Source organism: Paenarthrobacter sp. AB444 (assembly GCF_028736865.1).
Taxonomy (GTDB): domain Bacteria; phylum Actinomycetota; class Actinomycetes; order Actinomycetales; family Micrococcaceae; genus Arthrobacter; species Arthrobacter nicotinovorans_B.
The window spans coordinates 1-26,104 of record NZ_JAQZBY010000017.1 but is presented as its reverse complement, the minus strand read 5'-3'; the positions used below and the strand labels follow the sequence as shown (position 1 = coordinate 26,104).

The window sequence follows — 26,104 nt, the reverse complement described above, 5'->3', positions numbered from 1 at the left end:
CCTATGAAACACTACTAGGCGAGGAAGGTTGTCCGAGCGGCCTAAGGAGCTGGTCTTGAAAACCAGTGTGCGGTAACCCCGTACCAAGGGTTCAAATCCCTTACCTTCCGCCAATGAATGCCCCGGGTTGTTGAACCCGGGGCATTTTCGTTGAAAATTGTCGGAGCCCCCGCATAGTGTTCTTCCTGTCTCCACCACTAAACCATCAGCCGCGGAATGTGCCGCGGCATGACAACAGGAGCTGCACACATGCCTACGCCCGATATCACTGCCGGTTCGCCGTGTTGGATCGACCTGATGACCTCCGATACCGAGAGGGCGAAGTCCTTCTACAACGCACTTTTTGGCTGGACTTATGAGACTGGAGACGAAGAGAAGTACGGCGGCTACATCACCGCGTCCAAGGGCGGGAAGCTCGTAGCCGGGATCATGCAGAAACAGGCCGACATGGGTGCCATGCCGGATCTGTGGTCCACCTACCTGCGCACCGACGACATCAAGGCGACCACCGAAGCCGCGGCAGCCAATGGGGGCCAGGTGTACATGGAACCGATGGAGGTTCCCGAGCAGGGCAGCATGGCGATGTACGGGGACTCTTCCGGCGCCTCGATCGGGGCGTGGCAGTTCGGGGAGATGAAGGGCTTTGAGGTGGCCGCCGAACCGGGTTCGCCTGCATGGCACGAGCTTCTGTCCAAGAACTACGACTCCGCCGTGGCGTTCTACCAGAAGGTGTTCGGCTGGGAAACGGATGTCATGAGCGACACCCCGGAGTTCAGGTACAGCACCTTGGGATCCGGGGAGAACGCGAAGGCAGGCATCATGGACGCCTCCGGTTTCCTGCCCGACGAGGTTCCCTCGATGTGGAGCGTGTACTTCGCCGTTGCGGACACCGACGCCACCGTGGAGCAGGCAACGGCCTTGGGTGCCACCGTGATGCAGCCTGCGGAGGACACCCCCTTCGGCAGGTTGGCTACGTTGTCCGACCCGACCGGTGCCGTTTTCAAGGTGATCCAGGATCAGGGCCAGTCGGCTTAGACTATGAAAATTCGGGTCCGGCCGGGCTGCCCCCTACCCAGGGGCGGCCGGCCGGAGCCTCTCATCGTCGGCCTTGGGGGATCGACCGGCGTGGGAAAACCTTGTTGGGTCCCTCATCGCTGACCACAGGCCGTTCCACAGGAATCCTGTGTTCCTCCTGGAATGAGGACCAGAATGCTCCACCTTTCAAAGACCTTCAGGGCTGCTGCCGTTTTGACCATGGCATCGCTGGCTCTGGCGGGATGCTCGCTCATCAGCAGTGGGGATGCCAAGCGGGATGAATCCGGCAAACCGACGGAATCGTCCAAAGCTGACGCCTTCAAAGTGAAACTGGGTGACTGCATCGCCAACCCTGATACCGAGGAAGTTGTGGACGTCACCATCATTCCGTGCGATCAGAGCCACGACCTTGAGGCCTACGCCGTCACCAAGCTCGACACTTCCACGTTCCCCGGGACCACCGAGGTGGGAACCAAAGCAGAAGAGTTCTGTGGCGCGCAGTTTGCCTCGTTCGTCGGAGTGCCCTTCGAAGAGTCCGCCCTCGACGTGACTTTCCTCCACCCCACCAGCGATTCCTGGAAGACCGGCGATCGTGAGATTGTCTGCCTGATCGGCGCCGCTGCCGGGGCCGCAACCACCGGCACCCTCAAGGGCGCCGCCAAGTAGGACCCGTTGTGGCCGGCACTCCAACCGGCCACCCGGGGGCCACTTCCCATTCATCCGTTCGTGTTCAGCTATGCCCGAGGCAGCTTTACCCCGGAGTAACTTCCGGGCATATCGCCCACTTCACAAGACGGTGGGCGTCGTCCACAGGGCCCCACAGGGCTCCATCATGAAAGTTAGAGCGGATGCACCAAAACCATTGGAAAACAGCGGCGGGAACAGTCCTGTCAGTCGGGTTGCTTGCGGCCCCGCTGACGGCGGCACCCGCCTTCGCGGCGGACGTTCCAGCCGCACCCAGCGGCACCTCGCCGGTGGTGATCAACGAGGCCTATCTCAGCGGCGGCAGCAGCGGGGCAGCGTTCAAGAACAAGTTCGTGGAGCTCTACAACTCCTCTGACGCAGCAGTCAGCCTGGCCGGTTGGTCACTGCAGTACCGTTCAGCCACCAGTGCCGCGGCCCCTACCGGCATCACTCCCCTGACCGGCAGCATTCCGGCCAAGGGCTACTACCTGATCCAGGGCGCCACGAACAGCGGCACCTCCACGGCCCCTGCGCTTCCCGCTGCGGATGTCCAGGCCACCGGCACGCTGAACCCCAGCGGCACGGCAGGAACACTCATCCTCGCCAAGCAGGCCACCGCGGTCTCATCCCTGCCTGCCGGCTCCGTGACCGGCAACGCGGCCGTTGCGGACCTCCTGGGCTATGGCAGTTCCAACACCTTTGAGACGGCGGCCGCAACAGGACCGTCCAGCAACACGGATGTCCGCAGCCTCAACCGCACCAACGGGGTGGACACAGACTCCAACGCAGCTGACTTCAGGCTCAACGCTTCCATCACGCCGACGGCGTCGGGCGGAGGCGGGACGCCCCCGGATCCACAGCCTGAGCCTGGCACCAAGTCCATCGCCGAGATCCAGGGCACCGGCGCAGCCAGTCCTTTCGTTGGCAGCACCGTGACGACGCGCGGCAAGGTGACCGCCGTCTACGCCACCGGCGGATTCAACGGCTATTACGTCCAAACCCCGGGAACCGGTGGCGACAACGGCGGGGCGGCCAGGACGGCGTCGGACGCTTTGTTCGTTTACTCACCCACGACGACGGAGACGGTCCAGCCGGGCGACTACCTTGAACTGACCGGCGTGGTCAGTGAGTTTGCCAACCAGACCCAGCTCACGGTCGAGGCCGCGGGCCTCAAGAAGCTCACGGAGGCCGCACCCGAGGTCAAATCCACGCCGTTCGCGCTCCCGGCCAATGAAGCGGCCCGCGAGAGCCTGGAAGGCATGCTGATTGCGCCGCAGGGCAACTTCACCGTCACGGACAACTATTCGCTGAACCAGTATGGCGAAATCGGCCTCGCTGCAGGCACCTCGCCTTTGGTACAGCCGACGGCGGTGGCCAGCTACGGTTCGCCGGAGTACGCGGCGGTGGTGGCTGACAATGCGCTCCGGGCCATCAAGCTCGACGACGGTGCCTCCACGAACTTCCTCAAGGACGCCACCACCAAGGCCCAGCAGCTCCCGTACCTTACAACCTCCGATCCTGTCCGTGTGGGTTCACCCGCCACGTTCAAGACCGACGTGATCCTGGGCTACGGCAACAACTCCTGGAAATTCCAACCCCTGACCGCACTCACCCCGGCCAACGCCGACTCCGTCCAGCCTGCGACCTTTACCGCGTCGCGGCCCGAGGGCCCGGCAGACGTTGGGGGAAGCCTCAAGCTGGCCTCCTTCAACGTGCTCAACTACTTCCCCACCACCGGCGACCAGCTGAGCGGTTGCGTCTTCTACAGCGACCGGGACGGCAACCCGATCACCGTCAAGGAAGGCTGCAACGCCCGCGGTGCCGCCAACGCGGAGAATTTCGAACGCCAGCAGGCCAAGATCGTAGCGGCCATCACCAAGTCCGGCGCCGACGTCGTGTCCCTCGAAGAGATCGAGAACTCGGCACAGTTCGGCAAGAACCGTGATGACGCACTGTCCAAGCTGGTGGACGCCCTCAACGTCAAGACCCCGGGCGTCTGGGACTACGTCCGCACTCCTGCGAACGCTCCCCCGTTGACCGACGAGGACATGATCCGCACGGCATTCATCTTCAAGAAGGCAACGGCGGAACCGGTGGGCGAATCCATCATCCACAACGACACCGTGGCATTCGCGAGTGCACGCAAGCCGCTGGCGCAGGTGTTCAAGCCAGTTGGTGGAGCCGATGACAAGAAGTTCATCGCGATCGTGAACCACTTCAAGTCCAAGGGCTCAGCAGCCACCCCGGACGATACCGACAAGGGCCAAGGCGCCTCCAATATTGCCCGGACCAAGCAGGCCCAGTCCCTGCTGGCCTTCTCGCAGGATCTGCAGGCCTCCAAGGGAACCGACAAGGTGTTCCTGATCGGCGACTTCAACGCCTACGGCAAGGAAGATCCCATCAACGTCCTGACCGGCGCCGGCTATACCGACCTTGAGGTTGGCACCGGCAAGCACTCCTACCTGTTCGGTGGAATGGTCGGTTCCCTGGACCACATCCTGGCCTCCCCCGCGGCGGCTCAAAAAGTCACCGGAACCGACATCTGGAACATCAACTCCGTGGAGTCCGTGGCACTGGAGTACAGCCGGTTCAACAACAACGTGACCAACTACTACGCTGCGGACGAATTCCGGGCCAGCGACCACGATCCCGTGGTGGTCGGCCTGAACCTCGCCCCGGACGCACCGGCCACAGTCGACCTGCAGTTCCTGGGCATCAACGATTTCCACGGCCGCATCGACAACAACACGGTGCTCTTCGCGGGCACTGTGGAGAAGCTCCGTGCGGCGGCCGCCCCGGGCGCCACGGCGTTCATCTCGGCCGGCGACAACATCGGCGCTTCCCTCTTCGCGTCTTCGGTAGCGAAGGACCAGCCCACCATCGACGTCCTGAATGCCCTGGAACTGCAGGCGTCGGCAGTAGGCAATCACGAGTTCGACGGCGGCTGGCAGGACCTGCGCGACCGCGTCATTGCAGGAGGTGCCAACGCGAAGTTCGCCTACCTGGGCGCCAACGTTTACCAGAAGGGCACCACCACCCCGGTCCTGCCGGAGTACAAAGTCCTGGACATGAACGGCATGCGGGTCGCCGTCATCGGCACAGTCACCCAGGAGGTGCCAACCCTGGTAACCCCGGCTGGCATCGCCGACCTGGAATTCGGGGACCCCGTGGAAGCCATCAACCGCGTTGCCGCCAAGATCAAGGCCGACAACGCAGCTGACCTGATCATCGTGGAGAACCACGACGGCGCGGCATCCGGAACACCCGAGGGCGCAACGCTGGAACAGGAAGTGGCGGCAGGTGGCCCGTTCGCCAAGTTGGTCAACGAAACCACCCCGGACGTCGCTGCGATCTTCACCGGCCACACCCACAAGGAATACGCCTGGGATGCACCCATCCTGGACTCCAACGGCCAGCCCACAGGCAAAACCCGACCCATCGTGCAGACCGGCAACTACGGCGAGAACGTAGGCAGTGTGACGCTCACGGTGGATACTGCCTCCAAGTCCGTGACGGCCTACAAGGCAGCGGTCGTGGACCGCACCACAGACACTGCCGCAAGCCTGGTAGCCGCCTACCCGCGCGTTGCCACAGTCAAAACGATCGTGGATAAGGCCCTGGCCAATGCCGCAGAAATCGGAAACCAGCCGGTCGGTGCGGTAACAGCCGATATCACCACCGCCTTCACTCCGGACCCGGCAGGCGGAGCCCCCAAGCGTGATGATCGCGCGAGCGAATCGACGCTGGGCAACCTGGTGGCGGACTCCCTGGTGGATACGCTCAAGGCGCCGGAACTGGGCGCGGCGGAGATCGGCGTCGTGAATCCTGGCGGCCTGCGCAACGAGCTCTATTACGCGCCGGACGGCACCATCACCTACGCAGAAGCCAACGCCGTACTGCCGTTCGTGAACAATCTGTGGACCACGTCGCTGACAGGTACGCAGTTCAAGACTCTCTTGGAGCAGCAGTGGCAGACCAACCCGGACGGAACGGTGCCCAGCCGCCCGTACCAGCAGCTGGGCCTGTCCAAGAACGTCAACTACACCTACGACGCCGCCCGCCCCGCAGGCGACCGCGTCACCGGGATCTGGGTCGATGGTGCGGTCATTGACCCAGCCAAGCAGTACAGGATCGGCACCTTCAGCTTCCTTGCAACCGGCGGTGACAACTTCCGGGTCTTCAAGGAAGGCAGCAACACGAAGGACACCGGCCTGGTGGACAGGGATGCCTGGATCAAGTACCTGCAGGGACACAACCCGGTGTCGCCTGACTTTGCCCGCCGCTCCGTCGCTGTCGCCAACACCACAGCCGCCGAGGTCAAAGCTGGCGATCCGATCACCCTGGCAGTGTCCAAACTGGACCTGACATCGATCGGCAGCCCGGCCAACAAGACGCTGAAGGCAGTCTTTACCGACGCCAAGGGCGCCTCCCTGGTACTCGGCGACGTGCCCGTTGCAGCCGGCTCCGCCACGGTGAACCTCAAGGTTCCCGCAGCGGCCGCCGCAGGAACCGGCACCGTGGTGCTGACCGCCGTCGAAAGTGGAACGACGGTCAAGGCGCTGGTCAAGGTGGCTGCAAGCGGGCCCCAGCCACCGCAGTGCACCGAGCCAACCAAGCCGTCCAAGTGGTACGACATCGTGGGCTGGCTCCGTTATGCCTACGCATGGCTGGAGTACCAGAAGTGCCTGAGGGGCTAAACCTCCCCTGAAAACCAAAGAGCCAGGCTCCCCACCATCGAGGAGCCTGGCTCTTTGCTTGTGTGTCAGCTGCGGACGGATTCGGGTTCGTTCACCCGCTCAGCGTCCTTCTGCAGCTCAGCCTTGAAGTGCTCGTAACGGGCCAGGTGGGTGGGCCGTTTGCGAAGGACCGCCCAGGCCACGCCAAGGGCGAGGAACCACACCGGAGTGACCAGCAGCGCCATGAGCGTGTCCGGCTGGGTGGTCAGCGCCCAGAGAATGAATGCGAAGAAGGCGAACACCACCCACACCATCACCACCCCACCCGGCATCTTGAAAGCCGAGGAATCGTGCAGCTGGGGACGGCGCTTCCTGAAGGCCAGGTAGCTGGCCAGGATGATCGACCACACGAACACGAAACAGACAGCCGAAACGGTGGTGACCATGTCGAATGCCTTGCCGACGTCCTGCCCGGCGTACATGAGCACGACGCCGGACAGCAACAGGACGCAGGAAAGGAACAGGGCGTTGCGGGGTACTTTGCGTCCGGACAGGGCGCTGAAGACAGCGGGCGCGTCGCCTTCCTGGGCCAGGCCGTACACCATGCGGGAGGTGGAGTAGATGCCGGAGTTGGCCGAGGACATCGCCGAGCTCAGGACCACCAGGTTCACGATCGTGGCGGCGGCGCCGAGGCCTGCCAGGGAGAACATGGCAATGAAGGGGCTGTGGCCCGCGGCGAACTGGGTCCACGGGGTGACGGACATGAGGATGATGAGCGCACCTACGTAGAAAAGGAGCACACGGATGGGGATGGAGTTGATTGCCTTGGGCAGGTTCTTCTCCGGGTCCTTGGCCTCGGCCGCGGTGGTGCCCACCAGCTCGATGCCCACGAACGCGAAGACGGCGATCTGGAAGCCGGCAACGAAGCCCATGAACTCGTTCGGGAAGAAACCGCCGTGGTTCCACAGGTTGCTGAAGCTGGCCGGTCCGGCGTCTGACTGGAAGCCGCTGAGGATCATGAACAGGCCAACGATAATGAGGGCGGCGATGGCCACGATCTTAATGAGCGCGAACCAGAATTCGGTCTCGCCGAAGGCCTTCACGGTTGCCAGGTTCAGGAGCAGCAGGATGCCGATGGTGATAAGACCCGGAATCCACAAGGGCAGCCCTGGCCACAACTCCTCCGAGTACCCGGCAATCGCAATGACATCGGCGATGCCCGTGATGACCCAGCAGAACCAGTAGGTCCACCCGGTGAAGAAGCCGGCCCAGGGACCGAGGAGGTCGGCGGCGAAATCGCTGAAGGACTTGTAATTCAGGTTGCTCAGGAGCAGTTCGCCCATGGCGCGCATGACGAAGAACAGCATGAAGCCGATGATCATGTACACGAAAATTACGGAGGGGCCAGCTGCGGAAATGGTCTTGCCCGAGCCCATGAAGAGGCCGGTTCCAATGGCACCGCCGATGGCGATGAGCTGGATGTGGCGATTGCTGAGTTGGCGTTCGAGATGCGGTGAATCGTTGCCGGTGGTGGGATGAATCGTCAAAGGAACTCCGTCGTTCAGGCGGCACTGTGGTGCCGCATTGATTCGGGTTCCTCCCCGCTCTGTAGGTAGACCTGAGAGTTTCCGCAGGCATGGGCCTGCTTGCACCTTCGGTGAGTCCGGTGGCCGGACTGCTTTCCAGAGTTGCCTCGCCGCGGCGGTACATGGGCCTGAGAGATTCCTGGGGAGGGTTTGCTCCTACGGCGCCTGACGAAATGTACCGGCAGGGCTCTCCCGCCGCAGATCAAAAGCGCGCACACCCTTACGGGTGATGCAGCTCACACAGTAGCGAAGGCTGGCTGGCGGCGCAACCCGGGGCTCTAGAGTCCCAGAATGCTGCGGGCGATCTCATCGGCGTCACGCAGGGTTCGTTGCCCGCTGGCATAGGCGGGGCCGGTGCGGGGACGGGCCTCCGCGGCGATGGCATTGCCCCACTGCGACGCAGACAACTGCAGCCCGAGCACGTACATGTTTTCCGTAACAGATCCGTTGGCCGCGATGGGGCGGTAGGGGTGCGGTTCAACGTCAAGGCCGGTGGTCTGCATGGGGGTGCCCTCAACGCTCATCATGATCTTGGTCCGCACCAAGCCATCAGCCATGAGCTGCTCCAGCAGCGGGGAGATATTGATGCCAACCCTGTTCGCCGGCGACATCGCCTCAATGAGGGTCTCCGCCTCCACCGGCCCGTCGTGAACCCACGGCGAAGCCGCCCGGAACACCTTTGCGCTGCGATCGACACTGAACTTGGGGTCCGGTCCGACAAAACTTACGACGCCGGCACGCGCCAAGGCGGCGAGCTGCTCCGAGCGGAGCGCGGGCGGCCCGCTGGCCAGTCCTTCGACAAACGATTCGAACCAGCCGCGCAGACCGGCCAACCAGGACTCGTCCGTGATGCCGCCGTCCGCCACAACGGTCTTGAGGATCGCCCGGCCGGTGTGCAGTGCCCCAATGGCCATCTTCACGGGGTCGGCTTCACCCAAAGCCGAGCGCCGGGCGTCGTCGTCCAGGTAGGCGGTGATCGCGGCATCCAGGTCACGCCGTGATGCGAACGTCCGTCCCGCCAACGGCGCCGCGAGCCCACGAAGATTCAAACGGCGCGAAGCAACCACGTGCTTTTCAACCAGGACCTCCAGATCGTGTTCCCAGTGCGTCGTGGTGTGGGCATGCGGTTGCAGCGCGTCCTGCAGGTCGGCCAAAAACTGTGCCGGATCCTTGATCGCGGCGGGCTGGGACCTGGCCAGCGTTGAGTAATAGGCCCACAACGCATCCCTGTGCAGCAACGGCCAGAGATCGTGGTCGAAACCGGGCTGGATGCCTGCTGCCCGGAACCGGTCAACCGCGTCTTCTGTCAAGTACCGCATGGTGATGCTGCGTGGGTAGTAGCCGTCCAGCCCTGCCTTGGCCCGGTACGGCGTACCGCGGCGGGAGGCAGCGAAAATCCTGGGTTCACGGCCCGATGGCCGGTACTCCAGGACACCGGCTCCGGGCACCCCTGCCTCGACAAACTTGCCTCCGCGACCCTCCGTCAGTTGGCCCATCACGTCAAAGAAGTTCAAGCCCATGCCCCGGACAAGAACGGGTTGGCTGTCAGGCACCGCCTGCCAATCCACATCCGCGGGCGGTGCCGGCGGGAAATACGCCAAGCCCAACTCGTCGGCCGCACGCTTGAATGACCTCTGCTCCGGGTTGAGCCGCGATTCGATGTGCCCCAACGCCAGCACCACCGAACCGACGGTGAGCGTCGTGCCGTCGGCGAGTTCGACGTCGAACTTCCCGTCAACCGGACGCGCAGCAACGGCGAGCGTTTCATGGAAGGTGACCTCGACGCCGTCGGGCAGCCGGTCCAGCAGCCCCTCCAGGGTTTGGCGCAGATAGCGCCCGTACAGGGCGCGGCTGGGGAAGTCGTGGGATTCCAGGGTGGCCAGCTCGGCTTTTTCGGCGTCGTCCAGGCCCGCACCATCACGACGTCGGGCCTCCCGCCACTGGTCGAAGGAGCCACCCGTCAGCGGGGTTGCGAGCTCGGGATCCTCGGGGATCAGTGTCGGGTAGAACGCCTGCGTATTCATCAAGTACAGGCGGGACTGGCCGGGCTGCCACACGTGCCCCGAACCTGCAGGAAAGGGATCCACGACATGGATGTGGAGGGTGGCTCCCCCGGTGTCGCCGGCAGCCCAGTTCGCGAGCAACCGCTCAAGGACACTGGTGCCCCGAGGGCCGGCCCCCAGCAGGGCAACACGGTTGGTTTGCGATTTAGCCACGCTCAAGCCTAACTCTGCGTGACTTGCCTACCGTCGAACTGTGTTGCTTGGATGGGGCGATGACCACCACAGCAGCTGATCCCTCGCCATTGTCAGAGAATGGCGCCGCGCCCGAACCCACGGATGAGAACGCCTGGCTGGAGGACATCCACGGTGAAGAACAGCTCGCGTGGGTCAGGGAGCAGAACGCCCGCACCGAAGAACTGCTGGAAGACGCCGGTTATGCGGAGCTCCAGTCCGGCATTTTGGAAGTCATGGACTCCACAGACCGGATCGCCATGGTCAACAAACGCGGCGATTTCTACTACAACTTCTGGAAGGACAAGGAGCACCCCAAGGGACTGTGGCGCCGCACCACGTGGGAGAGCTATCTCAGCGACCAACCTGAATGGGATGTGCTGCTCGACGTCGATGCGCTGGCTGCCTCGGAGGGCGTCGAATGGGTCTTCCACGGGGCCGGTTTCCATCGCCCTGCCGACGGCTCCGAGTACCGCTTGGCTATGGTTTCGCTCTCCCCCGATGGCGGCGACGCCGACCGCCACCGGGAGTTCGACGTCGAATCCCGCACCTTCGTGGACCCCGCGGCAGGCGGCTTCGACATCCCCACGGCGAAGGGGAACGTCAGCTGGCTGGATGCTGACACGCTCCTGGTGTCCAGCACCGCGGAAGGCCTGCCCGCGACGTCGTCCTCTTATGCACGCACCGGCGTCAGGCTTCGCAGGGGCCAGTCGCTTGCGGACGCTGAACGCCTGTTCGAAATTCCCGAAGACCACATGCTGGCGATGGTGGCACACGACTCCACACCCGGCTACGAGCGGACCTTCGCAGTCGACTACATCGACTTCTACAACCGCAGCACGTGGTTGCTCCGCGATGACTCATGGGTGGCCATCGACGTTCCCACCGATGTCAACATCAGCGTCCACCGCGATTGGCTTCTCTTCCGGCCCCAGGGTGACTGGGTTGTGGACGATGTAACGTACCCGGCCGGATCCTTGCTGGCAGCGGATTTCGAGAGCTACCTTGCCGGTTCGCGCGACCTTTTGGTTCTTTTCACCCCTGACGCACACACCTCGTTGCAGTCCTGGAGCTGGACCAAGGACTACCTGCTGCTGAACCTGCTCCGGGACGTTTCGTCAGAGATCCGCGTGCTGAACCCATCGTCTGTGGACAGCGACGGGACGTGGGCTTCCACCGTCCTGGATGCCTGCCCTCCCCTGCACGATGTCAACGCCTACGCCGTGGACGATGAAGACGACGCTGAATCCGGCGCCGGGAATGACTTCTGGTTGGTGGCCACCGGTTTCACGACGCCCACCACCCTCACCCGGGGCACGCTTGGTGCTTCACCGTCCGGGCCGGATGCCGGCTCCGTGGCGAGTGAGCACGCGGTGGTGAAGCGGTCGCCGTCGTTCTTCAACGAAGCCGAGTACGAAGTCCAGCAGCACTTCGCCACCTCCTTGGATGGCACCAAGGTCCCCTACTTCCAGGTCGCTGCCAAGGACCTGGTGCTCGACGGCGAGAACCCCACCCAGCTCTCCGGCTACGGCGGCTTCGAGGTTTCCCGGACTCCGGCGTACAGCGGAACCATCGGTCGGGCCTGGCTGGAGCGCCGCACCACGTCCGACGTCGGGGCTGCCGCCCACTCCCGCGGTGGTGTCTACGTAGTGGCCAACATCCGCGGGGGCGGAGAGTACGGCCCTTCTTGGCACCGTGCTGCGCTCCAAGAGAACCGGCACCGCGCCTACGAGGACTTCGCCGCCGTAGCCAAGGACCTGATCTCCCGCGGCGTCACCAGCCGGCGCCGGCTTGGGTGCGTGGGCGGTTCCAACGGCGGCCTCCTGGTGGGCAACATGCTGACCCAATACCCGGAACTCTTCGGCGCGGTCTCCTGCGGCGTACCCCTCCTGGACATGCGGCGCTACACCAAGCTTTCGGCGGGCTACTCCTGGATCGCCGAATACGGTGACCCGGATGTCCCTGAGCAATGGGAATTCATCCGGACGTTCTCGCCGTACCACCTGCTGCGCGATGGCATCGAGTACCCCGAAACGTTCATCTGGACGGCGACCTCCGACGACCGGGTAGGTCCTGTCCAAGCCCGGAAGATGGCGGCACGGATGCAAGCCATGGGCATCCCGAACGTGTGGTTCCACGAGGCATTGGAGGGCGGGCACGCCGGAGCGTCCGACAACAGGCAAGCTGCAGCGCTCCAAGCCCGGAGCAACCACTTCCTGTGGCTCGCACTGGCCGGAAGCAAGTAACCTCTTCCAGGACGCTGACACTGGATTGCACGGCTGTTTTGCACTGAACGACACCTTCTGCGTATCCTTGGTGGGCTAGCAATAGCGGATGGAGACGTGCCAGAGCGGCCGAATGGACTTCACTGCTAATGAAGGGTCGGGGTTAAACTCGACCGGGGGTTCAAATCCCCCCGTCTCCGCGAAAAGGTCCCGGTTTTCGAACCGGGACCTTTTGCGTTTAAGCGGCTTGGACCTTCTGCGTTCAGGGGCTCGGGTCTTCATCGCCCCGGCTCGGGTGTGCTTTAGCTTCGGGTCCCGGCCGCCACTCCGCTGACTTCCGCACCCGCGTGACGGTGCAACGTCAGGCTGTCCACGGTGCTGATCAGCATCAGGACAGCCATGGCGATGAACGCCCCCTTGTAGGCCCCTGCGTGGTCAGGACCGAACATACGAGTCGCGTCGAACAGGCGCAGGAACAAGGCCCCGACGGCGATTCCGGCGGCAGCCGCCAGCTGAACCAGCGTGGCCGAGATCGCGTTGGCTGAAGGCAGCTGGCCGGGAACGATGTCGGCGTACTGCACTGAGGCGTATGCGGAGAATCCGATGGAGCGGAAGGCGCCGCTGAACAGCAGCAAAGCAAAAATCAAGGGTTCGGGCGTTTGTGGGCTGAGGAAAGCACACAGGGCGAACGTCACCGCCGAGGCGAAAGAAGCGAAAACCAGGACAGCTTTGAAACCGAAGCGCCTGATGAGCGGCGTGGTGGCGGGTTTGATGCCGATGTTGCCCACGAACACTGCCGCGACCATGACGCCGGCTTTGAGGGGATCCCATCCGAAGCCGTCCTGGAACATCAGGGGCAGCAGGAATGGCACGGAGCTGATGGTCAGCCGGTAAATGAACCCGCCCGTGGAGGTGGCCCGGAAGGTCTTGGTGCCAAAAACGCTGAGGTTGAACAGCGGCACTTTGGCCTTCCTCATCCAGAAAACTGCCCCGGCCAGTGAAAGCACCCCGGCTACGACCACCAGGACGGCGAGAAGGTTGGAAGCGTGGCCGCCCAGGGTCTCAAGACCGACCACCAACGCCCCCACGCCCAACGTGGTCAGCAGGAGGCCAAACCAATCAAGGCGTCGCTTGCCGTCAAACTGCGTGCGCGGAACCAGCCTGAGGGCCGCGATAAATGCCGCCAGTCCCAAGGGAACGTTGATGATGAAGATCCAGTGCCACGAGAGGAACGTAGTGAGGGCACCGCCCACCATCGGAGCCAACACGGGGGCGAGCAGGCCCGGCCACACCAGATAGGCAGTGGCACGGAGGAGCTCGGACTTGGGCGTACCGCGAAGGACCACCAAGGTTCCCACGGGGACCATCATTGCTCCACCCATCCCCTGCGCCACCCGGCTCAGGGTGAGCATGGTCAGGTCAGTACTCACAGCGCAGAGCAGGGATGCGATGGTGAACACCGAAATGGCCAGGCAGAAGATCCTGCGGGCACCGAAACGCTCAGCCAACCAACTGCTCAGCGGGATTCCCATGGCGACCGTGACCAGGTACGCCGTCATGGTGATGTTGATGTCCGCCGGAGCAACACGGAAGTCGGAGGCGATGCTCGGGATAGCCGTGGTCAGGATGGTCCCGTCAAGGAACTCCATGAAGAATGTTGCTGCCACCAGCAGGGCCAAGCGCGGCCGCCAGCTGGTTGGGCTGGCCTCGGTGACGTCGGCACTGGGTCTTGTGGTCATGGCTCCGGTCCAGGTTCGGGCTGCGCTCACCGGCTGGGTTCAGCGACTGGGCAGCAGGGTGTTTCCTCGATCCTATAGACCTGATGTGGGAGCGATCACAAAATGACGGTTTCCTACCTTACGCTTTCCTACCCTGTCTACCCCGCTTGGGCCAGTGCGAGAGGGAGTACCGCTGCAACACCTGCCTGCCGCAGCGCCCGCGCGGACACGGTCATGGTCCAGCGGCTATCGACGAGGTCATCCACCAACAGCACAGGCTGGCTCCCGATCCCCGACAATGCTTGGGCAAGTTCCGGTCCCACAACCAGCCGTTCCCACACCCCGGCGAGCCTGTAGGCGCTGTTGCCTCCCCGCGAGCCGGTGGGTCCTCCGTGAGCCACCTGAAGCTGGCCCAAGTACGGCATCCTGCCGATCCCGGCGATTCCCTGAGCCAGCGACTCAACCAATTGTGGCTTGCTGCGCGAGGGAATGCTGACGACAGCGGCGGGCCGGCCTGCTCCGCTCCATGGGGTTCCGCCCTCGGCCCCGGACCACTCCCGCAGAACCTGGACGCAGGCCTGCAGCATTGCCGGATCGACCACCCGGTCCGGTGCGCCTGCTGCAAACAGTTCACGCAAAGCACCACCCCAACCCAGGTCCGTCAGCCTGGCAAGAACGCGACCCTCGGCCATGCTCTCGTCCGGCTTGATCTTTCCCTTGACGGCGACGCCCAACCGGTCCATACCACTGGGCCATTGAAGCCGCGGTTCCACGGCGATCCCTGCCCGGCGGAGCGTCTGCCCGGCCGCATCCGCAGCCGATTCCGCCACGTCAACGGGGAACCAGCGGCCCGCACAGTTGTCGCAGCGCCCGCAAGGGGCAGCAGTCTCATCATCGAGGACCGATGTGATGTACTCCATCCGGCATCCAGCCGTGTCCTGGTAGACCACCATGGAATCCTGCTCGTCCACCCGGGCTTCGGCGATGCGGGCGTAGCGTTCGGCGTCGTAGTGCCACGGCCTTCCGGTTGACCTCCAGCCTCCGCCTACGCGCTCGACGGCTCCGTCTACGGCCAGAACTTTCAGGAGAAGCTCCAAAGGCGTGCGCCGAAGGTCTACGCGTGCTTCCAGCGCGACGGTGGACATGGCCGAGCCGGCATCGCCGAGCACAGCCAGCACCGCCGCGGCCTTTTCCTCCGATGGCATGGATGCAGTGGCAAAGTATTGCCAGATCTCGCGGTCCTCTGAGCCCGGCAGGAGAAGGACGTCTGCATTGGCTGCACCGCGGCCTGCACGGCCGACCTGTTGGTAATAGGCGACAGGTGACGACGGGGCACCGAGGTGGATCACGAAACCGAGGTCCGGCTTGTCGAATCCCATGCCCAGGGCGGAGGTGGCCACAAGGGCTTTCACCTGGTTGTCCTTGAGCAGTTGCTCTGCCCGCTCCCGATCCGCCGGGTCCGTCCTGCCGGTATAGGACAGAACGTTGTGTCCGGCCTCGGCAAGGAGCCGGGCGGTGTCTTCCGCTGCAGAGACCGTGAGTGTGTAGATGATGCCGCTCCCGGGCATGTCCGCCAAGTGGGTCAGCAGCCAGCCAAGCCGGTCCCTGGAGTCGGCAAGGTTGAGTACACCCAGGCGCAGGGATTCCCGGCCGAGGCCTCCACGGATAGTCCGCACACCGGCGCCGAGTTGTTCTTCGATATCGTGGACCACCCGGGAGTTGGCCGTTGCCGTCGTTGCCAGGACGGGTACAGTCTCCGGCAACTGCGCGATGAGGTCCGAGATACGGCGGTAATCGGGGCGGAAGTCGTGCCCCCAGTCGGAAATACAGTGAGCCTCATCGATCACCAGAAGTCCGGTCCTCCGGATAAGCTCGGGCAGCTGGTTCTCCCTGAACGACGGGTTTGTCAGCCGCTCCGGCGACACGAGGAGGACATCGACGTCGTCGGCGGCCAACTGGGCCAAGACTGTGTCCCACTCAAGGGCGTTGGCGGAGTTGATGGCCACGGCCCGAACGCCCGCACGTGCCGCCGCGGCGACTTGGTCGCGCATGAGGGCCAGCAGCGGCGAAACGATCAGCGTGGGCCCGGCTCCCCTGCGGCGCAGGAGCAGTGAGGAAACAAAGTAGACCGCAGACTTTCCCCAGCCCGTGCGCTGGACAACGAGCGCCCTGCGGCCTGCATCCACCAGCGCTTCGATCGCCTCAAACTGGCCTTCATGGAACTGGGCTTCCGGATGGCCGACGAGTTCACGAAGGCACGCCAGGGCTTCCTGTTGGGTTGTTGATTGCACGAGAGCGGCAGTGTTTGGGGAGTTGTGGGCCATGACCCCAGTATTCCAGTCACCACTGACAGCAAACACGGGCAGACTCCGCCATGTGGATAACAGCTGTGCCGATAAAAACTATCCACTAAAAACTATCCACATAGCGCATCCGCGGGTTCATGCACCGATGGGCAGCCACAGTAGGATTGAGCCCGTGACTAGCGAGCAGAACAAGACATTCGACCTCTCGGCATCCTTTAAGGCGTACGACGTCCGGGGCATCGTAGGTGAATCCATCACCGCTGAAATCGTCGAGGCCGTCGGCGCTGCCTTCATCGACGTCCTGGGCCTTGAGGGGGAAACCGTCCTCGTGGGCGGCGACATGCGCCCTTCGTCCCCTGAGTTCAGCCAGGCATTCGCCAACGGTGCGGCAACCCGTGGTGCCAACGTTCAGCTCCTTGACCTGATCTCCACCGACGAGCTCTACTACGCTTGTGGCGCCCTGAACGCCGCCGGTGCCACGTTCACCGCGAGCCACAATCCAGCCGAATACAACGGCATCAAGATGGCAAAAGCGGGCGCCCAGCCGATCTCGTCCGAAAGCGGCCTCAAGGAAATCCAGGCACTTGCAGAGCAGTACCTGAACGACGGCTCCATTCCGTCCGCGGCAACCCGCGGCGAAATCGGGGTCCATGATGTTTTGAAGGACTACTCCGAGTACCTGCGCAAACTGGTGGACCTCTCCGGTTCCCGGCCCCTGAAGATCGTGGTTGACGCCGGCAACGGCATGGCCGGCCTGACTACTCCGGCCGTCCTGGGCGACAAGCTGCTCCCGGCGCTCCCCTTCGAAATCATCCCGCTCTACTTTGAGCTGGACGGCTCCTTCCCGAACCACCCGGCAAACCCGCTGGAACCGGAAAACCTCCGCGACCTCCAGGCTGCCGTCGTCAAGCATGGCGCGGATATCGGTCTCGCTTTCGACGGCGACGCCGACCGCTGCTTCGTCGTTGACGAAAAGGGACAGCCCGTCTCCCCGTCGGCCATTACGGGCATGGTTGCCCGACGCGAGATCGCCCGCGCACGTCAGTCCGGCGAAGAAACCCCGGTGATCATCCACAACCTCCTGACCTCAAAGGCAGTCCCGGAACTTGTGGCCAACGACGGCGGCCGAGCCGTCCGCACGCGCGTGGGCCACTCCTTCATCAAGGCAGTCATGGCAGAGGAAGGAGCGGTTTTCGGCGGCGAACACTCAGCGCACTTCTACTTCCGCGACTTCTGGAACGCTGACACGGGAATGCTGGCAGCCATGCATGTCCTTGCCGCCCTCGGCGAGCAGGACGGCCCGCTTTCGGAGCTCGGCCGCCAGTATGAACCGTACGTCTCTTCCGGCGAGATCAACTCAGAAATCGAGGACAAGGCGGCCGCCGTGGAGCGCGTGCGCGTGGACTTCGAAACTGAAGACATTGAGATCGACCACATGGATGGCAGCACGTTCACGGCCAAGGATGGCAGCTGGTGGTTCAACCTGCGGCCTTCCAACACCGAGCCCTTCCTGCGGCTGAACGCCGAGGCCAAGGACCAGCCCACCATGGAAAAGATCCGCGACCGCGTTCTGGCTCTCGTACGGGGTTAGGCTTACACCCATGACGCAGCTTCCGCCCGAGGCACGGACCTCCCCCGAATCCGAACTGGCGGCTGTCGTGGCCGAGGCCCTTAAATTGGCTGACGCCCAGTTGGTCCTTAACAAGAGCTTCACTCCATTCGTCTTCATGCTCGACGGTGATGGTGCCATCCACCGTGGCGAGGTCCCCGGGGAAATTCAGGGGACCCTGCCCCCGGACCCTGTGCTGGCGGTGAAGCTGACCATCGATCTCTTCTCCGGCCATGCCGAAAACCTCCTCGCCATGGTGGCTGTGCTCGATCCGCAGTCCGGCAAAACCGAGGACACACTCCATCTCTGGGCTGAACACCGGAGTGGGATCAGCCAGCTCATCCGCGTGGACTTCACCCGGAAGAAGTTCCTGAAGCACCCCACGTTCGGGGAACCCCGGACCGAAGTTCAGGAAGCCCATGTTTGGTCCGGGGAAGCACCGGCCCCGGCGGAGGAATGGTGGCACGAAGGCCTCTCCGAGCAGGCAATCCAGGACGTCTTCAAGCTCGTCGGAGCCGCTGTTCCTTTTGCCCAGGACCAGTTGGGCAAGCACGGCGTCCTTGCGCCCTACGGGATTACCACCGACCTCTCCGGAGAAGTAGGGCATCACATGGCCTACCAGGAGGCCAACGAGGACGGGGAAGTAGACTCCGTTGAGTCCGTGCAGATGATGACCGAGGGGTTCCGCAACAAGAAAGACACCCTGCGGGGGACCTGCATACTGACCGACGTTACTGTCCAGGTTGGAGACAGTGAGGCCGTGGACGCAGTCAGGCTGCACATCGAACACGCCGAAGGGCTGTCAATGAACATCTTGAAGCCCTACGAAATCGACGGGCAATCCAACGCCGTCGTCTTTGGAGATTCGGCAGTACTTCCCACTGAAGCACGCGTGTGGTCGGTATGAGTGATCAAATGTCCAGCGCCATCCCTGAAGAGTCTGCTGAGGACCGCGAACTGCGGGAGACACTGGGCACAGGTCTTGGAACCGCGCAGGAGCATCTACAGCAGAACGGCGGCTTCTTCCCCTTCGGCATCACCCTGGCCAACGATGGCGAACTACGGATTGTCATGGTCACGCCGGGTGAACCTGACGAGGATGGACAAGTGGACGCCGGACAAATGCTGTCCGACCTCCACGAGCTGCTTCGCCAAGGCCGCGACGAATACCGGGCGGTAGCCATAGTCAGCGATGTCAGCTTGCCGGAACACGGCTCCGACGGCATTCACGGCGCGGCCGAACACCGTGAAGGGGCTGTCCTGGCCGCCATCATCCCCTATGTGCCCGGCACAGACGGATTCGACTTCGCGCCCATGGAACCGGATACCCACGAGCCATCCATCTGGGTGGACTAGACCGACGGACTGATCCCATGAAAATCAACGCCTTCGCAGATGTGAGCCTTCGAGCCCTCATGGTGTTGGCCGCGGCTCCTGACGGTGCGTTGCTGACCACGCAGACGGTGGCAGATGCCGTGGGAACTCCCTACAACCACGTCAGCAAGGCAATGGTCCGCCTGCGCGCGTTGGGACTTATAAACGTCGAACGGGGTCGGCTCGGCGGATCCCGCCTGAACGACGCAGGGCGGGAGGCCACGGTCGGACAGGTCCTGCGTCACCTGGACAGCCGCCAGGACCCGGCCGAGTGCCAGTCGCCCGCCAAGGTCTGCCCCCTGATCACCGAATGCGCACTCCGTCATGCCATGACCCGCGCCAGGGAGGCCTTCTACCGTGAGTTGGACGGCATCGTGATCTCATCACTCCCCCACGCCCGCCAAATGGACCCGGTGTTCGAATCAATCGGGCTTCGGCCCGAGATCCGGATGAGCGTAGCACCCTAGCGCTTCATGACGACGGCGGCCCGTCACCTTCCAAGCGAAAGGTGACGGGCCGCCGTCGTGCACTTAAGAACGCCGTTGTTCCTAAGGGGTCTAGCCCAGACGGGTCTTCAGACCGTCCAGTTCGGACTGCAGGGCCGCCGGGAGCGATTCGCCGAAGTTGGCGAACCATTCCTCGATGGAGGCCAGCTCGGTTGACCACTCCTCGGCGTCGACGCGAACAGCGGACTCAACCTCGGCCGGAGTCATGTCCAAGCCTTCGAGGTCGATGGATTCACCGGTCGGGACGAAACCGATCGGGGTCTCCACGGCGTCTGCCTTGCCTTCAAGGCGCTCGATGGCCCACTTGAGCACGCGGGCGTTGTCGCCGAATCCGGGCCACGCGAAGCCACCCTCGGGGGTGCGGCGGAACCAGTTGACCAGGAAGATCTTCGGCAGACGCTCCGGGTTGGCCTTGGCGGACAGGTTGACCCAGTGGTTCAGGTAGTCGCCTGCGTCGTAGCCGATGAACGGCAGCATGGCCATGGGGTCGCGGCGGACAACACCGACAGCGCCGGCAGCGGCAGCCGTGGTTTCCGAGGACAGCGTGGAACCCATGAAGATGCCGTTGGACCAGCTGCGGGCTTCGGTGACCAGCGGAATGGTGGTCTTGCGGCGGCCGCCGAACAGGATCGCGGACAGCTCCACACCCTCAGGGCTGAAGTATTCCTCGGCCAGCATGTCGATCTGGTCGATCGGCGTGCAGAAGCGGGAGTTCGGGTGGGCTGCAGGCGTGTCGGAGTCCGGTGTCCAGGACTCGCCGCGCCAGTCGGTCAGGTGCGCAGGAGTTTCCTCCGTCATGCCTTCCCACCAGACGCCACCGTCGTCGGTCAGTGCCACGTTGGTGAAGATGCTGTTGCCCTTGGCAATGGCGCGCATGGCGTTGGGGTTGGTGCCCCAGCCCGTGCCCGGTGCGACGCCGAACAGGCCGGCCTCGGGGTTGACGGCACGAAGCTCGCCTTCCTTGCCGAAGCGCATCCAGGTGATGTCGTCGCCGAGAGTCTCGACCTTCCAGCCCTTGATGGTGGGGTCAAGCAGGGCCAGGTTGGTCTTTCCGCAGGCGGACGGGAACGCAGCGGAGACGTAGTAGGTCTTCTGCTCCGGGGAGGTCAGCTTCAGGATGAGCATGTGCTCGGCGAGCCAGCCCTCATCGCGTGCCATGACGGAGGCGATGCGCAGCGCGTAGCACTTCTTGCCCAGCAGGGCGTTGCCGCCGTAGCCGGATCCGAAGGACCAGATGGAGCGCTCTTCCGGGAAGTGGACGATCCACTTGTCCGGGTTGCAAGGCCATGCGACGTCGGCCTGGCCGGGTTCCAGCGGCGCGCCCAGCGAGTGGAGGGCGGGAACGAAGAAGGCATCGGTCTGGGTGATGCGGTCCAGGACGTCCGTGCCGATGCGGGCCATGATGCGCATGGAGGCTACGACGTAGGCGGAGTCGGTGATCTCAACGCCGAACTTGGGGTCTTCTGCATCAAGGTGGCCCATGACGAACGGGATGACGTACATGGTGCGGCCACGCATGGAACCGGCGAAGAGTCCGCGCAGCTTCTGCTTCATCTCGGCCGGAGCCATCCAGTTGTTGGTGAAGCCTGCATCGCGTTCGTTCTCGGAGCAGATGAAGGTCTGCTCTTCCACGCGGGCGACATCAGCGGGGTCGGAGAATGCCGCGAAGGAATTGGGGAAGGTTTCCGGGTTGAGTCGCTTCAGCGTTCCGGCTTCGACGAGTTCGTCCGTGAGCTTCGTGTTTTCTGCTTCGCTGCCATCAACCCAGTGGATGCGGTCCGGCTGAGTCAGCTCGGCAACTTCCTCAACCCAGGCCAGCAGGCGTGCATGCGTAGTAGGTGCCTTCTCAAGCAGCGGCAGTCGCGCCAGATCGCCCATTGCGGTTCCCTTCCTCGGGTTCAGTGGTGTGTCCTAAACGATAGGGGCCGCGGACCAGACCATTCCGCTGTCAGACATCGGACATCCACCTACTCGAAAAGTAAAAACCCCTAGAAATCAAGGTTCGCGATTTACCAAGGCCGAATTTAAGTGACTAAGGTCACGTAGACCGGTCTAGTTGCGCAGATTACAGCTTCTCGATTTGGAACTTCACATGAACTTCTGTAAAGTTTATTGAGGTTCGAGGGGGTCAGAGAAACAGACCGCCGAGAATCACACGAAATGCGCCCATAGCTCAGCTGGATAGAGCGTCTGTCTACGGAACAGAAGGTCAGGGGTTCGAATCCCTTTGGGCGCACAGATCAAGACCCGCACCGGTTCGCCGGTGCGGGTCTTTTGTTTCCCCCGAAACCCAACCAGGGGACAGAACAGGGTCCTATGAGCGCTCAGTAGGACAGGTGCTGTCCCCCAGTTGGGTGGGAGGGGGGTTTAGATGCGCGGGGCGAACGGCATCGGCGGGACATAGGAACGCCTCCGGGCTTTGGGAATCCCGTGCACCGGAGACGCGCCGCCCACAACGTTGGTCAGAGTTCCAAGCCGTTCCACCGTCAGGCTCACAACGTCGTCCCGTTCCAAAGCCGGCGGAGCCTCGGCCCCGTACCAACCCCAGAATTCAGCAAGACAGCCTCCGCCGCTGGTTCCGGACCCCAGGATGTCGCCACGTCGAACCCAGGTTCCCCGACTCGCATAGGACACCAGCTCAGCAAAATTCCAGGCCATGTTGGCCAGAGAATCTGTGGCAAGGACCTTGCCATTTACAGAGACGCTCATGGACAAATCCAGGAACCCGTCCGAGGTTACGTCCTCCAGCTCGTCCTTGGTCACGAACAACGGCCCCAGGGATGTCGCCGTGTCCTTGCCTTTGGCTGGTCCCAGGCCGACGGTCATTTCACCGCGCTGAACATCCCGGGCTGACCAGTCGTTGAGGATCATGTAGCCGGCGATGTGATTTCCCGCCTCCTCCACGGAGAGGTTGAACCCATCCGTGCCTATGACTGCCGCAACTTCCAACTCGAAATCGAACTGCCGGGAGCCCGGCGGCATGGGAACAGTCGCGTTATGGCCTATCGCCGCATGCGGATTGGTGAAATAGAACGACGGCGCCTCGTACCAGGCGTCTGGAACACCCTTCTCCGGGGCTACTGAGCGCAAGGCGCCCTCCGTGTGCTGCTCAAAAGTGATGAAGTCACGGATGGTGGACACGTCAATGGGCGGCAGCAGCTCGGCTCCGGCAATGTCCACACAGTCACCATCGGCTGTAATCCCGGGGTGGGAAATCACGTCAAACGCATCCACCCCTTCCGGATAAAGCCGGCCAGAGACCAAGTCCGGATTGGCCAGCCCAAGGCGGGGAACGCCGTCGAGCATTAACCGGAAGAACTTCATTTGCCCGCCTCCGTATCCAGAATCGCAACCGCGCGGGTCCACCCTGCGGACGCTCCGTGGATTTTCACCGGGAAGCAGGAAATCCGGAACCCCGTGGCCGGAAGGGCCTCAAGGTTGTGCAGTTTCTCGATGTGGCAGTAACCGATCTCCCTTCCGGCCTTGTGGCCTTCCCAGATCAGCGAGCTGTCACCGGTTTCAACGTAGCGCTTGGCCGTGTGGACGAAAGGGGCGTCCCAACTCCAGGCGTCGGTGCCGGTGACCCGGACGCCGCGGCTGGTGAGGTAGAGGGTGGCTTCGCGTCCCATCCCGCAGCCTTTGCTGAGGTAGTCGTCGAAGCCGTACCGGGTGCCGGCCGCGGTGTTGACCACCACAATGTCTCCCGGCTCGAGCTGGTGCCCCACCCGCGACAGTTCGGCCTCGACGTCATCGGCCGTGGCAACGTAACCATCCTCGAAGTGGCGGAAGTCCAGTTTCACTCCGCGCCCAAAGCACCATTCCAGCGGAACTTCGTCAATGGTGATGGCGCGCGCTCCACCGTCCATGGTGGAGGCATAGTGATACGGAGCATCCAGATGTGTACCGGTATGGGTGGTGGCATTGATGCGCTCAATGGCCCAGCCCTCCGCCGCAGGCAGATCCCCTTCAGTCAGTCCGGGAAAATAGGACACCAGGTCTTTGGCAGTTTCCCTATGGGTAAGATATTCGATCTCCGGCGTCATCCCGGGCGGATCCGAGGCTATGCCGCCGCGGAGGCTGACGGACAGGTCTATGAGGTCAGGCATTGTTGACGGATTCCTTCTGAAAGTGGGGCTCGATTGCCGCGTTGGCAGCGGAAGAGCCGCGGTGGGTGTGGGGCAGGAAGAGCATGAGGGCGCCGCCTGCCAGGAAAACTGCGCCGGAGAGGATGAGCCCGGATGAGAATCCCCAGGAGGCGGCGATTCCGCCCATGGCCAGGGGCGCGAAGGCCGCAACGCCCCGGCCGATGTTGAAGCAGAAACCCGCGCCGGTTGTGCGGATCCTGGTGGGGTACAGTTCCCCGAGGTAGGAGCCGAAAAGGCCGGCGAACGTCATGAAGAAGGCGTACAACGGCCCCATCCACAACAGGACTGCCTGGTTGGTGACAAGCCCATACAACGGCATCAACAAACCGGTGCCGGCCAGGGAGAGCATGATGGCGTTCCGACGGCCGATCCTGTCCGCGATCCAGCCAAACACGATGTACCCGGCGAACATGCCGAGGTTGAGGATGGTCATGAAGAGGCTGACCTGGCGGGGATCAAGGCCGCGCTCGGTAGCCAGGTAGCTGGGCATCCATGTTGAAGCCCCGTAAAAACCAACGAAGGCGCAGACTGCGACCAGCGTGGCGACGATCGTGCGACGGCGGTAGCTGCCGGTGAACAGTTCCCTGACGGTGACGGAGGGTGCTTGCTGCCCCGCGCGCTCTTCCAGCCATGCCTTGGATTCCGGGAAGAAGAACACCACCATGAGCAGCGGCACGAGCGCGGACAAGCCCGTGACCAGGAAGAGCATCCGCCAGTCAGGCATGAAGACGCCGGCGATGAGGGCTGCGCCGGCGCCACCCAGCGGGTACGCGGCAAGCACGAAAGCCACCGCCCGTCCGCGCTGCTGCGCCGGCCAGGTTTCGACGATGTAGGTGGACAGGACTGACCAGACTCCCCCAAGTCCAATGCCCGCCAGAAAGCGGAGGGCTACGAAGATGCCGTAGTTCGGCACGACAAACAAAGCGGAGGTCAGCGCGACGAACACCACCATGGACACGATGAGCGCGATCCGTCGCCCGCGGTTATCGGCCAGCCATCCTGTGATCACGCTGGAGCAGCCCATGCCGAGCAGCGTCGCGGTGGCCAGCAATCCGCCTGCCAGCGGAGTGAGCGCCAAGTCCTTGCTGATGGCCGGGAGCGCGAAGGACAGCACGGCAATTTCGAGGGCATCGAAGAGGTAGATGACGAATGACCCAATGAGAATGAACCACTTGGTTCCACGTTTCATGTGGAGATCCCTTCTGAAGCGGGCGACGTTGCCCGGAACGAAACAGAACTTTGACACCCGTTCAGTTTCATGTGGGATAGAATTTATACACCCATTCAGTTTGTGTCAACGGTGACCACTCAAGGAGCTATAGGCTGGAACCCATGTCCACAGAAGTGCAGGGGAATACGGCGGGAACGCGCCGTCGGGAGCAGATCCTTGATGTCGCGGTAAGGATGTTCGCGGACCGGGGCTTTGACGCCACCACCATGCGGGCGGTAGCCGAGGAAACCGGGACCACCGCACCACTGGTCATCTACCACTTCGCCACCAAGCTCGAGCTCTACAGGGCGGTCTTCGCCCGGTACCAGCACCTCAACGAAGAACGCCGCCGGCAGGTCCTGGCCGTCGAGACCTCGGCGAGTGACGCCGTCGAACGCATTGTGGACGCTTTCCTCATGCCAACACTGAAGGCCCAGGAGACCGAAGACGGGAAGCTGTTCGCCCGGCTCGTTCTCCGCGAGGCCTCCGATCCCGGCGCCCATGAACGCGGCATCCTGGCTGAATACTTCGACCCCATGGCAAGGGACTTCATCCAGGTGATGCGCAAGGCCCTGCCCAACAAGCCGCAGGGATTCCATGAATGGGCCTACATGTTTGGCGTGGGCGCGCTCACCGGCACGGCGCTTCCCCAGAGGATCGCAGCCCTGTCGGACCTGGGAAACATCAATGATTTCCGGTACGACTACCTGCGCTCGGTACTCGTGGCGGGCTGGCGCGGCGCCGCACCCAAGTAGGGGACAGATAATGCTCCACTGAAGTGCCAGTGGAACGTTAT

At 63.3% G+C, this 26,104-nt stretch carries 17 protein-coding genes, 3 tRNA genes and 1 riboswitch; of the genes, 12 read left to right on the top strand and 8 right to left on the bottom strand.

The window, feature by feature from the left end:
• Positions 1-22: 22 nt before the first annotated feature.
• The 4 genes from PQ627_RS18010 (at position 23) to PQ627_RS17995 (ending at position 6,416) form a co-directional block, all read left to right on the top strand.
• Positions 23-113, top strand: a tRNA-Ser gene (locus PQ627_RS18010).
• Positions 114-249: 136 nt separating this feature from the next.
• Positions 250-1,035 carry a VOC family protein gene (locus PQ627_RS18005; protein ID WP_274262775.1) on the top strand — a complete coding sequence of 262 codons (786 nt, stop codon included), beginning with the start codon at positions 250-252 and terminating at the stop codon, positions 1,033-1,035.
• Positions 1,036-1,209: 174 nt separating this feature from the next.
• Positions 1,210-1,701 carry a septum formation family protein gene (locus PQ627_RS18000; protein ID WP_186313602.1) on the top strand — a complete coding sequence of 164 codons (492 nt, stop codon included), beginning with the start codon at positions 1,210-1,212 and terminating at the stop codon, positions 1,699-1,701.
• A 182-nt stretch (positions 1,702-1,883) separates the two neighbouring features.
• A complete protein-coding gene (locus tag PQ627_RS17995; RefSeq protein WP_274262774.1) occupies positions 1,884-6,416 on the top strand; it encodes an ExeM/NucH family extracellular endonuclease in 4,533 nt (1,510 codons plus the stop codon).
• A gap of 65 nt (positions 6,417-6,481) precedes the next feature.
• Here the strand turns inward: PQ627_RS17995 and cycA are convergent, their stop codons facing one another.
• Together cycA and PQ627_RS17985 are read right to left on the bottom strand one after the other, a co-directional pair.
• The gene (gene cycA, locus PQ627_RS17990; protein WP_274262773.1) at positions 6,482-7,942 is read right to left on the bottom strand and encodes a D-serine/D-alanine/glycine transporter; all 1,461 of its coding nucleotides are present in this window, start codon (positions 7,940-7,942) and stop codon (positions 6,482-6,484) included.
• A 145-nt stretch (positions 7,943-8,087) separates the two neighbouring features.
• A riboswitch (glycine riboswitch) is annotated at positions 8,088-8,186 on the bottom strand.
• A gap of 73 nt (positions 8,187-8,259) precedes the next feature.
• The gene (locus PQ627_RS17985; RefSeq protein ID WP_274262772.1) at positions 8,260-10,197 is read right to left on the bottom strand and encodes an FAD/NAD(P)-binding protein; all 1,938 of its coding nucleotides are present in this window, start codon (positions 10,195-10,197) and stop codon (positions 8,260-8,262) included.
• Between the two features lie 59 nt (positions 10,198-10,256).
• Between PQ627_RS17985 and PQ627_RS17980 the strand changes: the two genes are divergently transcribed.
• A complete protein-coding gene (locus tag PQ627_RS17980) occupies positions 10,257-12,461 on the top strand; it encodes a prolyl oligopeptidase family serine peptidase (RefSeq protein WP_274262771.1) in 2,205 nt (734 codons plus the stop codon).
• Positions 12,462-12,551: 90 nt separating this feature from the next.
• Positions 12,552-12,640: transfer RNA gene (locus PQ627_RS17975), tRNA-Ser, on the top strand.
• 102 nt (positions 12,641-12,742) lie between these two features.
• Here the strand turns inward: PQ627_RS17975 and PQ627_RS17970 are convergent.
• Both PQ627_RS17970 and PQ627_RS17965 read right to left on the bottom strand, forming a co-directional pair.
• The gene (locus tag PQ627_RS17970) at positions 12,743-14,179 is read right to left on the bottom strand and encodes an MFS transporter (RefSeq protein ID WP_274262770.1); all 1,437 of its coding nucleotides are present in this window, start codon (positions 14,177-14,179) and stop codon (positions 12,743-12,745) included.
• A 137-nt stretch (positions 14,180-14,316) separates the two neighbouring features.
• On the bottom strand, positions 14,317-16,482 hold the full coding sequence (locus PQ627_RS17965; RefSeq protein ID WP_274262769.1) for a RecQ family ATP-dependent DNA helicase: 2,166 nt from the start codon (positions 16,480-16,482) through the stop codon (positions 14,317-14,319).
• Between the two features lie 154 nt (positions 16,483-16,636).
• Here PQ627_RS17965 and PQ627_RS17960 point away from each other — a divergent pair, with 154 nt between their 5' ends.
• Genes PQ627_RS17960 through PQ627_RS17945 form a run of 4 tightly spaced genes read left to right on the top strand, consistent with a single transcriptional unit; the run spans position 16,637 to position 19,914 of the window.
• Positions 16,637-18,055, top strand: a complete 1,419-nt coding sequence (locus PQ627_RS17960) for a phosphomannomutase/phosphoglucomutase (protein ID WP_144661583.1) — start codon at positions 16,637-16,639, stop codon at positions 18,053-18,055.
• Between the two features lie 10 nt (positions 18,056-18,065).
• Positions 18,066-18,980 carry a hypothetical protein gene (locus PQ627_RS17955; protein WP_274262768.1) on the top strand — a complete coding sequence of 305 codons (915 nt, stop codon included), beginning with the start codon at positions 18,066-18,068 and terminating at the stop codon, positions 18,978-18,980.
• An 8-nt stretch (positions 18,981-18,988) separates the two neighbouring features.
• The gene (locus PQ627_RS17950) at positions 18,989-19,429 is read left to right on the top strand and encodes a hypothetical protein (protein WP_400370915.1); all 441 of its coding nucleotides are present in this window, start codon (positions 18,989-18,991) and stop codon (positions 19,427-19,429) included.
• A 17-nt stretch (positions 19,430-19,446) separates the two neighbouring features.
• Positions 19,447-19,914, top strand: coding sequence for an RrF2 family transcriptional regulator (locus PQ627_RS17945; RefSeq protein WP_274262766.1), 468 nt, complete (start codon positions 19,447-19,449; stop codon positions 19,912-19,914).
• Between the two features lie 90 nt (positions 19,915-20,004).
• On the opposite strand, the gene PQ627_RS17940 is transcribed toward PQ627_RS17945, so the two are convergent.
• A complete protein-coding gene (locus PQ627_RS17940; protein WP_144661579.1) occupies positions 20,005-21,831 on the bottom strand; it encodes a phosphoenolpyruvate carboxykinase (GTP) in 1,827 nt (608 codons plus the stop codon).
• A gap of 284 nt (positions 21,832-22,115) precedes the next feature.
• On the opposite strand from PQ627_RS17940, the gene PQ627_RS17935 reads away from it, so the two are divergent.
• Positions 22,116-22,189, top strand: a tRNA-Arg gene (locus PQ627_RS17935).
• Between the two features lie 131 nt (positions 22,190-22,320).
• Here PQ627_RS17935 and PQ627_RS17930 read toward each other — a convergent pair.
• Genes PQ627_RS17930 through PQ627_RS17920 form a run of 3 tightly spaced genes read right to left on the bottom strand, consistent with a single transcriptional unit; the run spans position 22,321 to position 25,287 of the window.
• Complete coding sequence (locus PQ627_RS17930; protein ID WP_274262765.1) at positions 22,321-23,277, bottom strand: fumarylacetoacetate hydrolase family protein; 957 nt, start codon at positions 23,275-23,277, stop codon at positions 22,321-22,323.
• Positions 23,274-24,059 (bottom strand): cyclase family protein, encoded by a 786-nt coding sequence (locus PQ627_RS17925; protein ID WP_274262764.1) that lies wholly within the window; start codon positions 24,057-24,059, stop codon positions 23,274-23,276. The genes PQ627_RS17930 and PQ627_RS17925 overlap by 4 nt, the downstream gene beginning before the upstream one ends.
• Entirely contained in the window at positions 24,052-25,287 is a 1,236-nt protein-coding gene (locus tag PQ627_RS17920) for an MFS transporter (RefSeq protein ID WP_274262763.1), read from the bottom strand. The genes PQ627_RS17925 and PQ627_RS17920 overlap by 8 nt, the downstream gene beginning before the upstream one ends.
• Before the next feature lie 143 nt (positions 25,288-25,430).
• Here PQ627_RS17920 and PQ627_RS17915 point away from each other — a divergent pair, with 143 nt between their 5' ends.
• Positions 25,431-26,063 (top strand): TetR/AcrR family transcriptional regulator, encoded by a 633-nt coding sequence (locus tag PQ627_RS17915; protein WP_274262762.1) that lies wholly within the window; start codon positions 25,431-25,433, stop codon positions 26,061-26,063.
• Positions 26,064-26,104 lie beyond the last annotated feature (41 nt).

What these genes read in the sequence shown, in the direction of transcription:
- PQ627_RS17980 (WP_274262771.1), top strand. Translation starts at nt 10,257, where the DNA reads ATGACCACCACAGCAGCTGATCCCTCGCCATTGTCAGAGAATGGCGCC.
- PQ627_RS18005 (WP_274262775.1), top strand. Translation starts at nt 250, where the DNA reads ATGCCTACGCCCGATATCACTGCCGGTTCGCCGTGTTGGATCGACCTG.
- PQ627_RS17915 (WP_274262762.1), top strand. Translation starts at nt 25,431, where the DNA reads ATGTCCACAGAAGTGCAGGGGAATACGGCGGGAACGCGCCGTCGGGAG.
- PQ627_RS17970 (WP_274262770.1), bottom strand. Translation starts at nt 14,179, where the DNA reads ATGACCACAAGACCCAGTGCCGACGTCACCGAGGCCAGCCCAACCAGC.
- PQ627_RS17995 (WP_274262774.1), top strand. Translation starts at nt 1,884, where the DNA reads ATGCACCAAAACCATTGGAAAACAGCGGCGGGAACAGTCCTGTCAGTC.
- PQ627_RS17965 (WP_274262769.1), bottom strand. Translation starts at nt 16,482, where the DNA reads ATGGCCCACAACTCCCCAAACACTGCCGCTCTCGTGCAATCAACAACC.
- PQ627_RS17940 (WP_144661579.1), bottom strand. Translation starts at nt 21,831, where the DNA reads ATGGGCGATCTGGCGCGACTGCCGCTGCTTGAGAAGGCACCTACTACG.
- PQ627_RS17950 (WP_400370915.1), top strand. Translation starts at nt 18,989, where the DNA reads ATGTCCAGCGCCATCCCTGAAGAGTCTGCTGAGGACCGCGAACTGCGG.
- PQ627_RS17920 (WP_274262763.1), bottom strand. Translation starts at nt 25,287, where the DNA reads ATGAAACGTGGAACCAAGTGGTTCATTCTCATTGGGTCATTCGTCATC.
- PQ627_RS17955 (WP_274262768.1), top strand. Translation starts at nt 18,066, where the DNA reads ATGACGCAGCTTCCGCCCGAGGCACGGACCTCCCCCGAATCCGAACTG.
- PQ627_RS17945 (WP_274262766.1), top strand. Translation starts at nt 19,447, where the DNA reads ATGAAAATCAACGCCTTCGCAGATGTGAGCCTTCGAGCCCTCATGGTG.
- PQ627_RS17930 (WP_274262765.1), bottom strand. Translation starts at nt 23,277, where the DNA reads ATGAAGTTCTTCCGGTTAATGCTCGACGGCGTTCCCCGCCTTGGGCTG.
- PQ627_RS18000 (WP_186313602.1), top strand. Translation starts at nt 1,210, where the DNA reads ATGCTCCACCTTTCAAAGACCTTCAGGGCTGCTGCCGTTTTGACCATG.
- PQ627_RS17925 (WP_274262764.1), bottom strand. Translation starts at nt 24,059, where the DNA reads ATGCCTGACCTCATAGACCTGTCCGTCAGCCTCCGCGGCGGCATAGCC.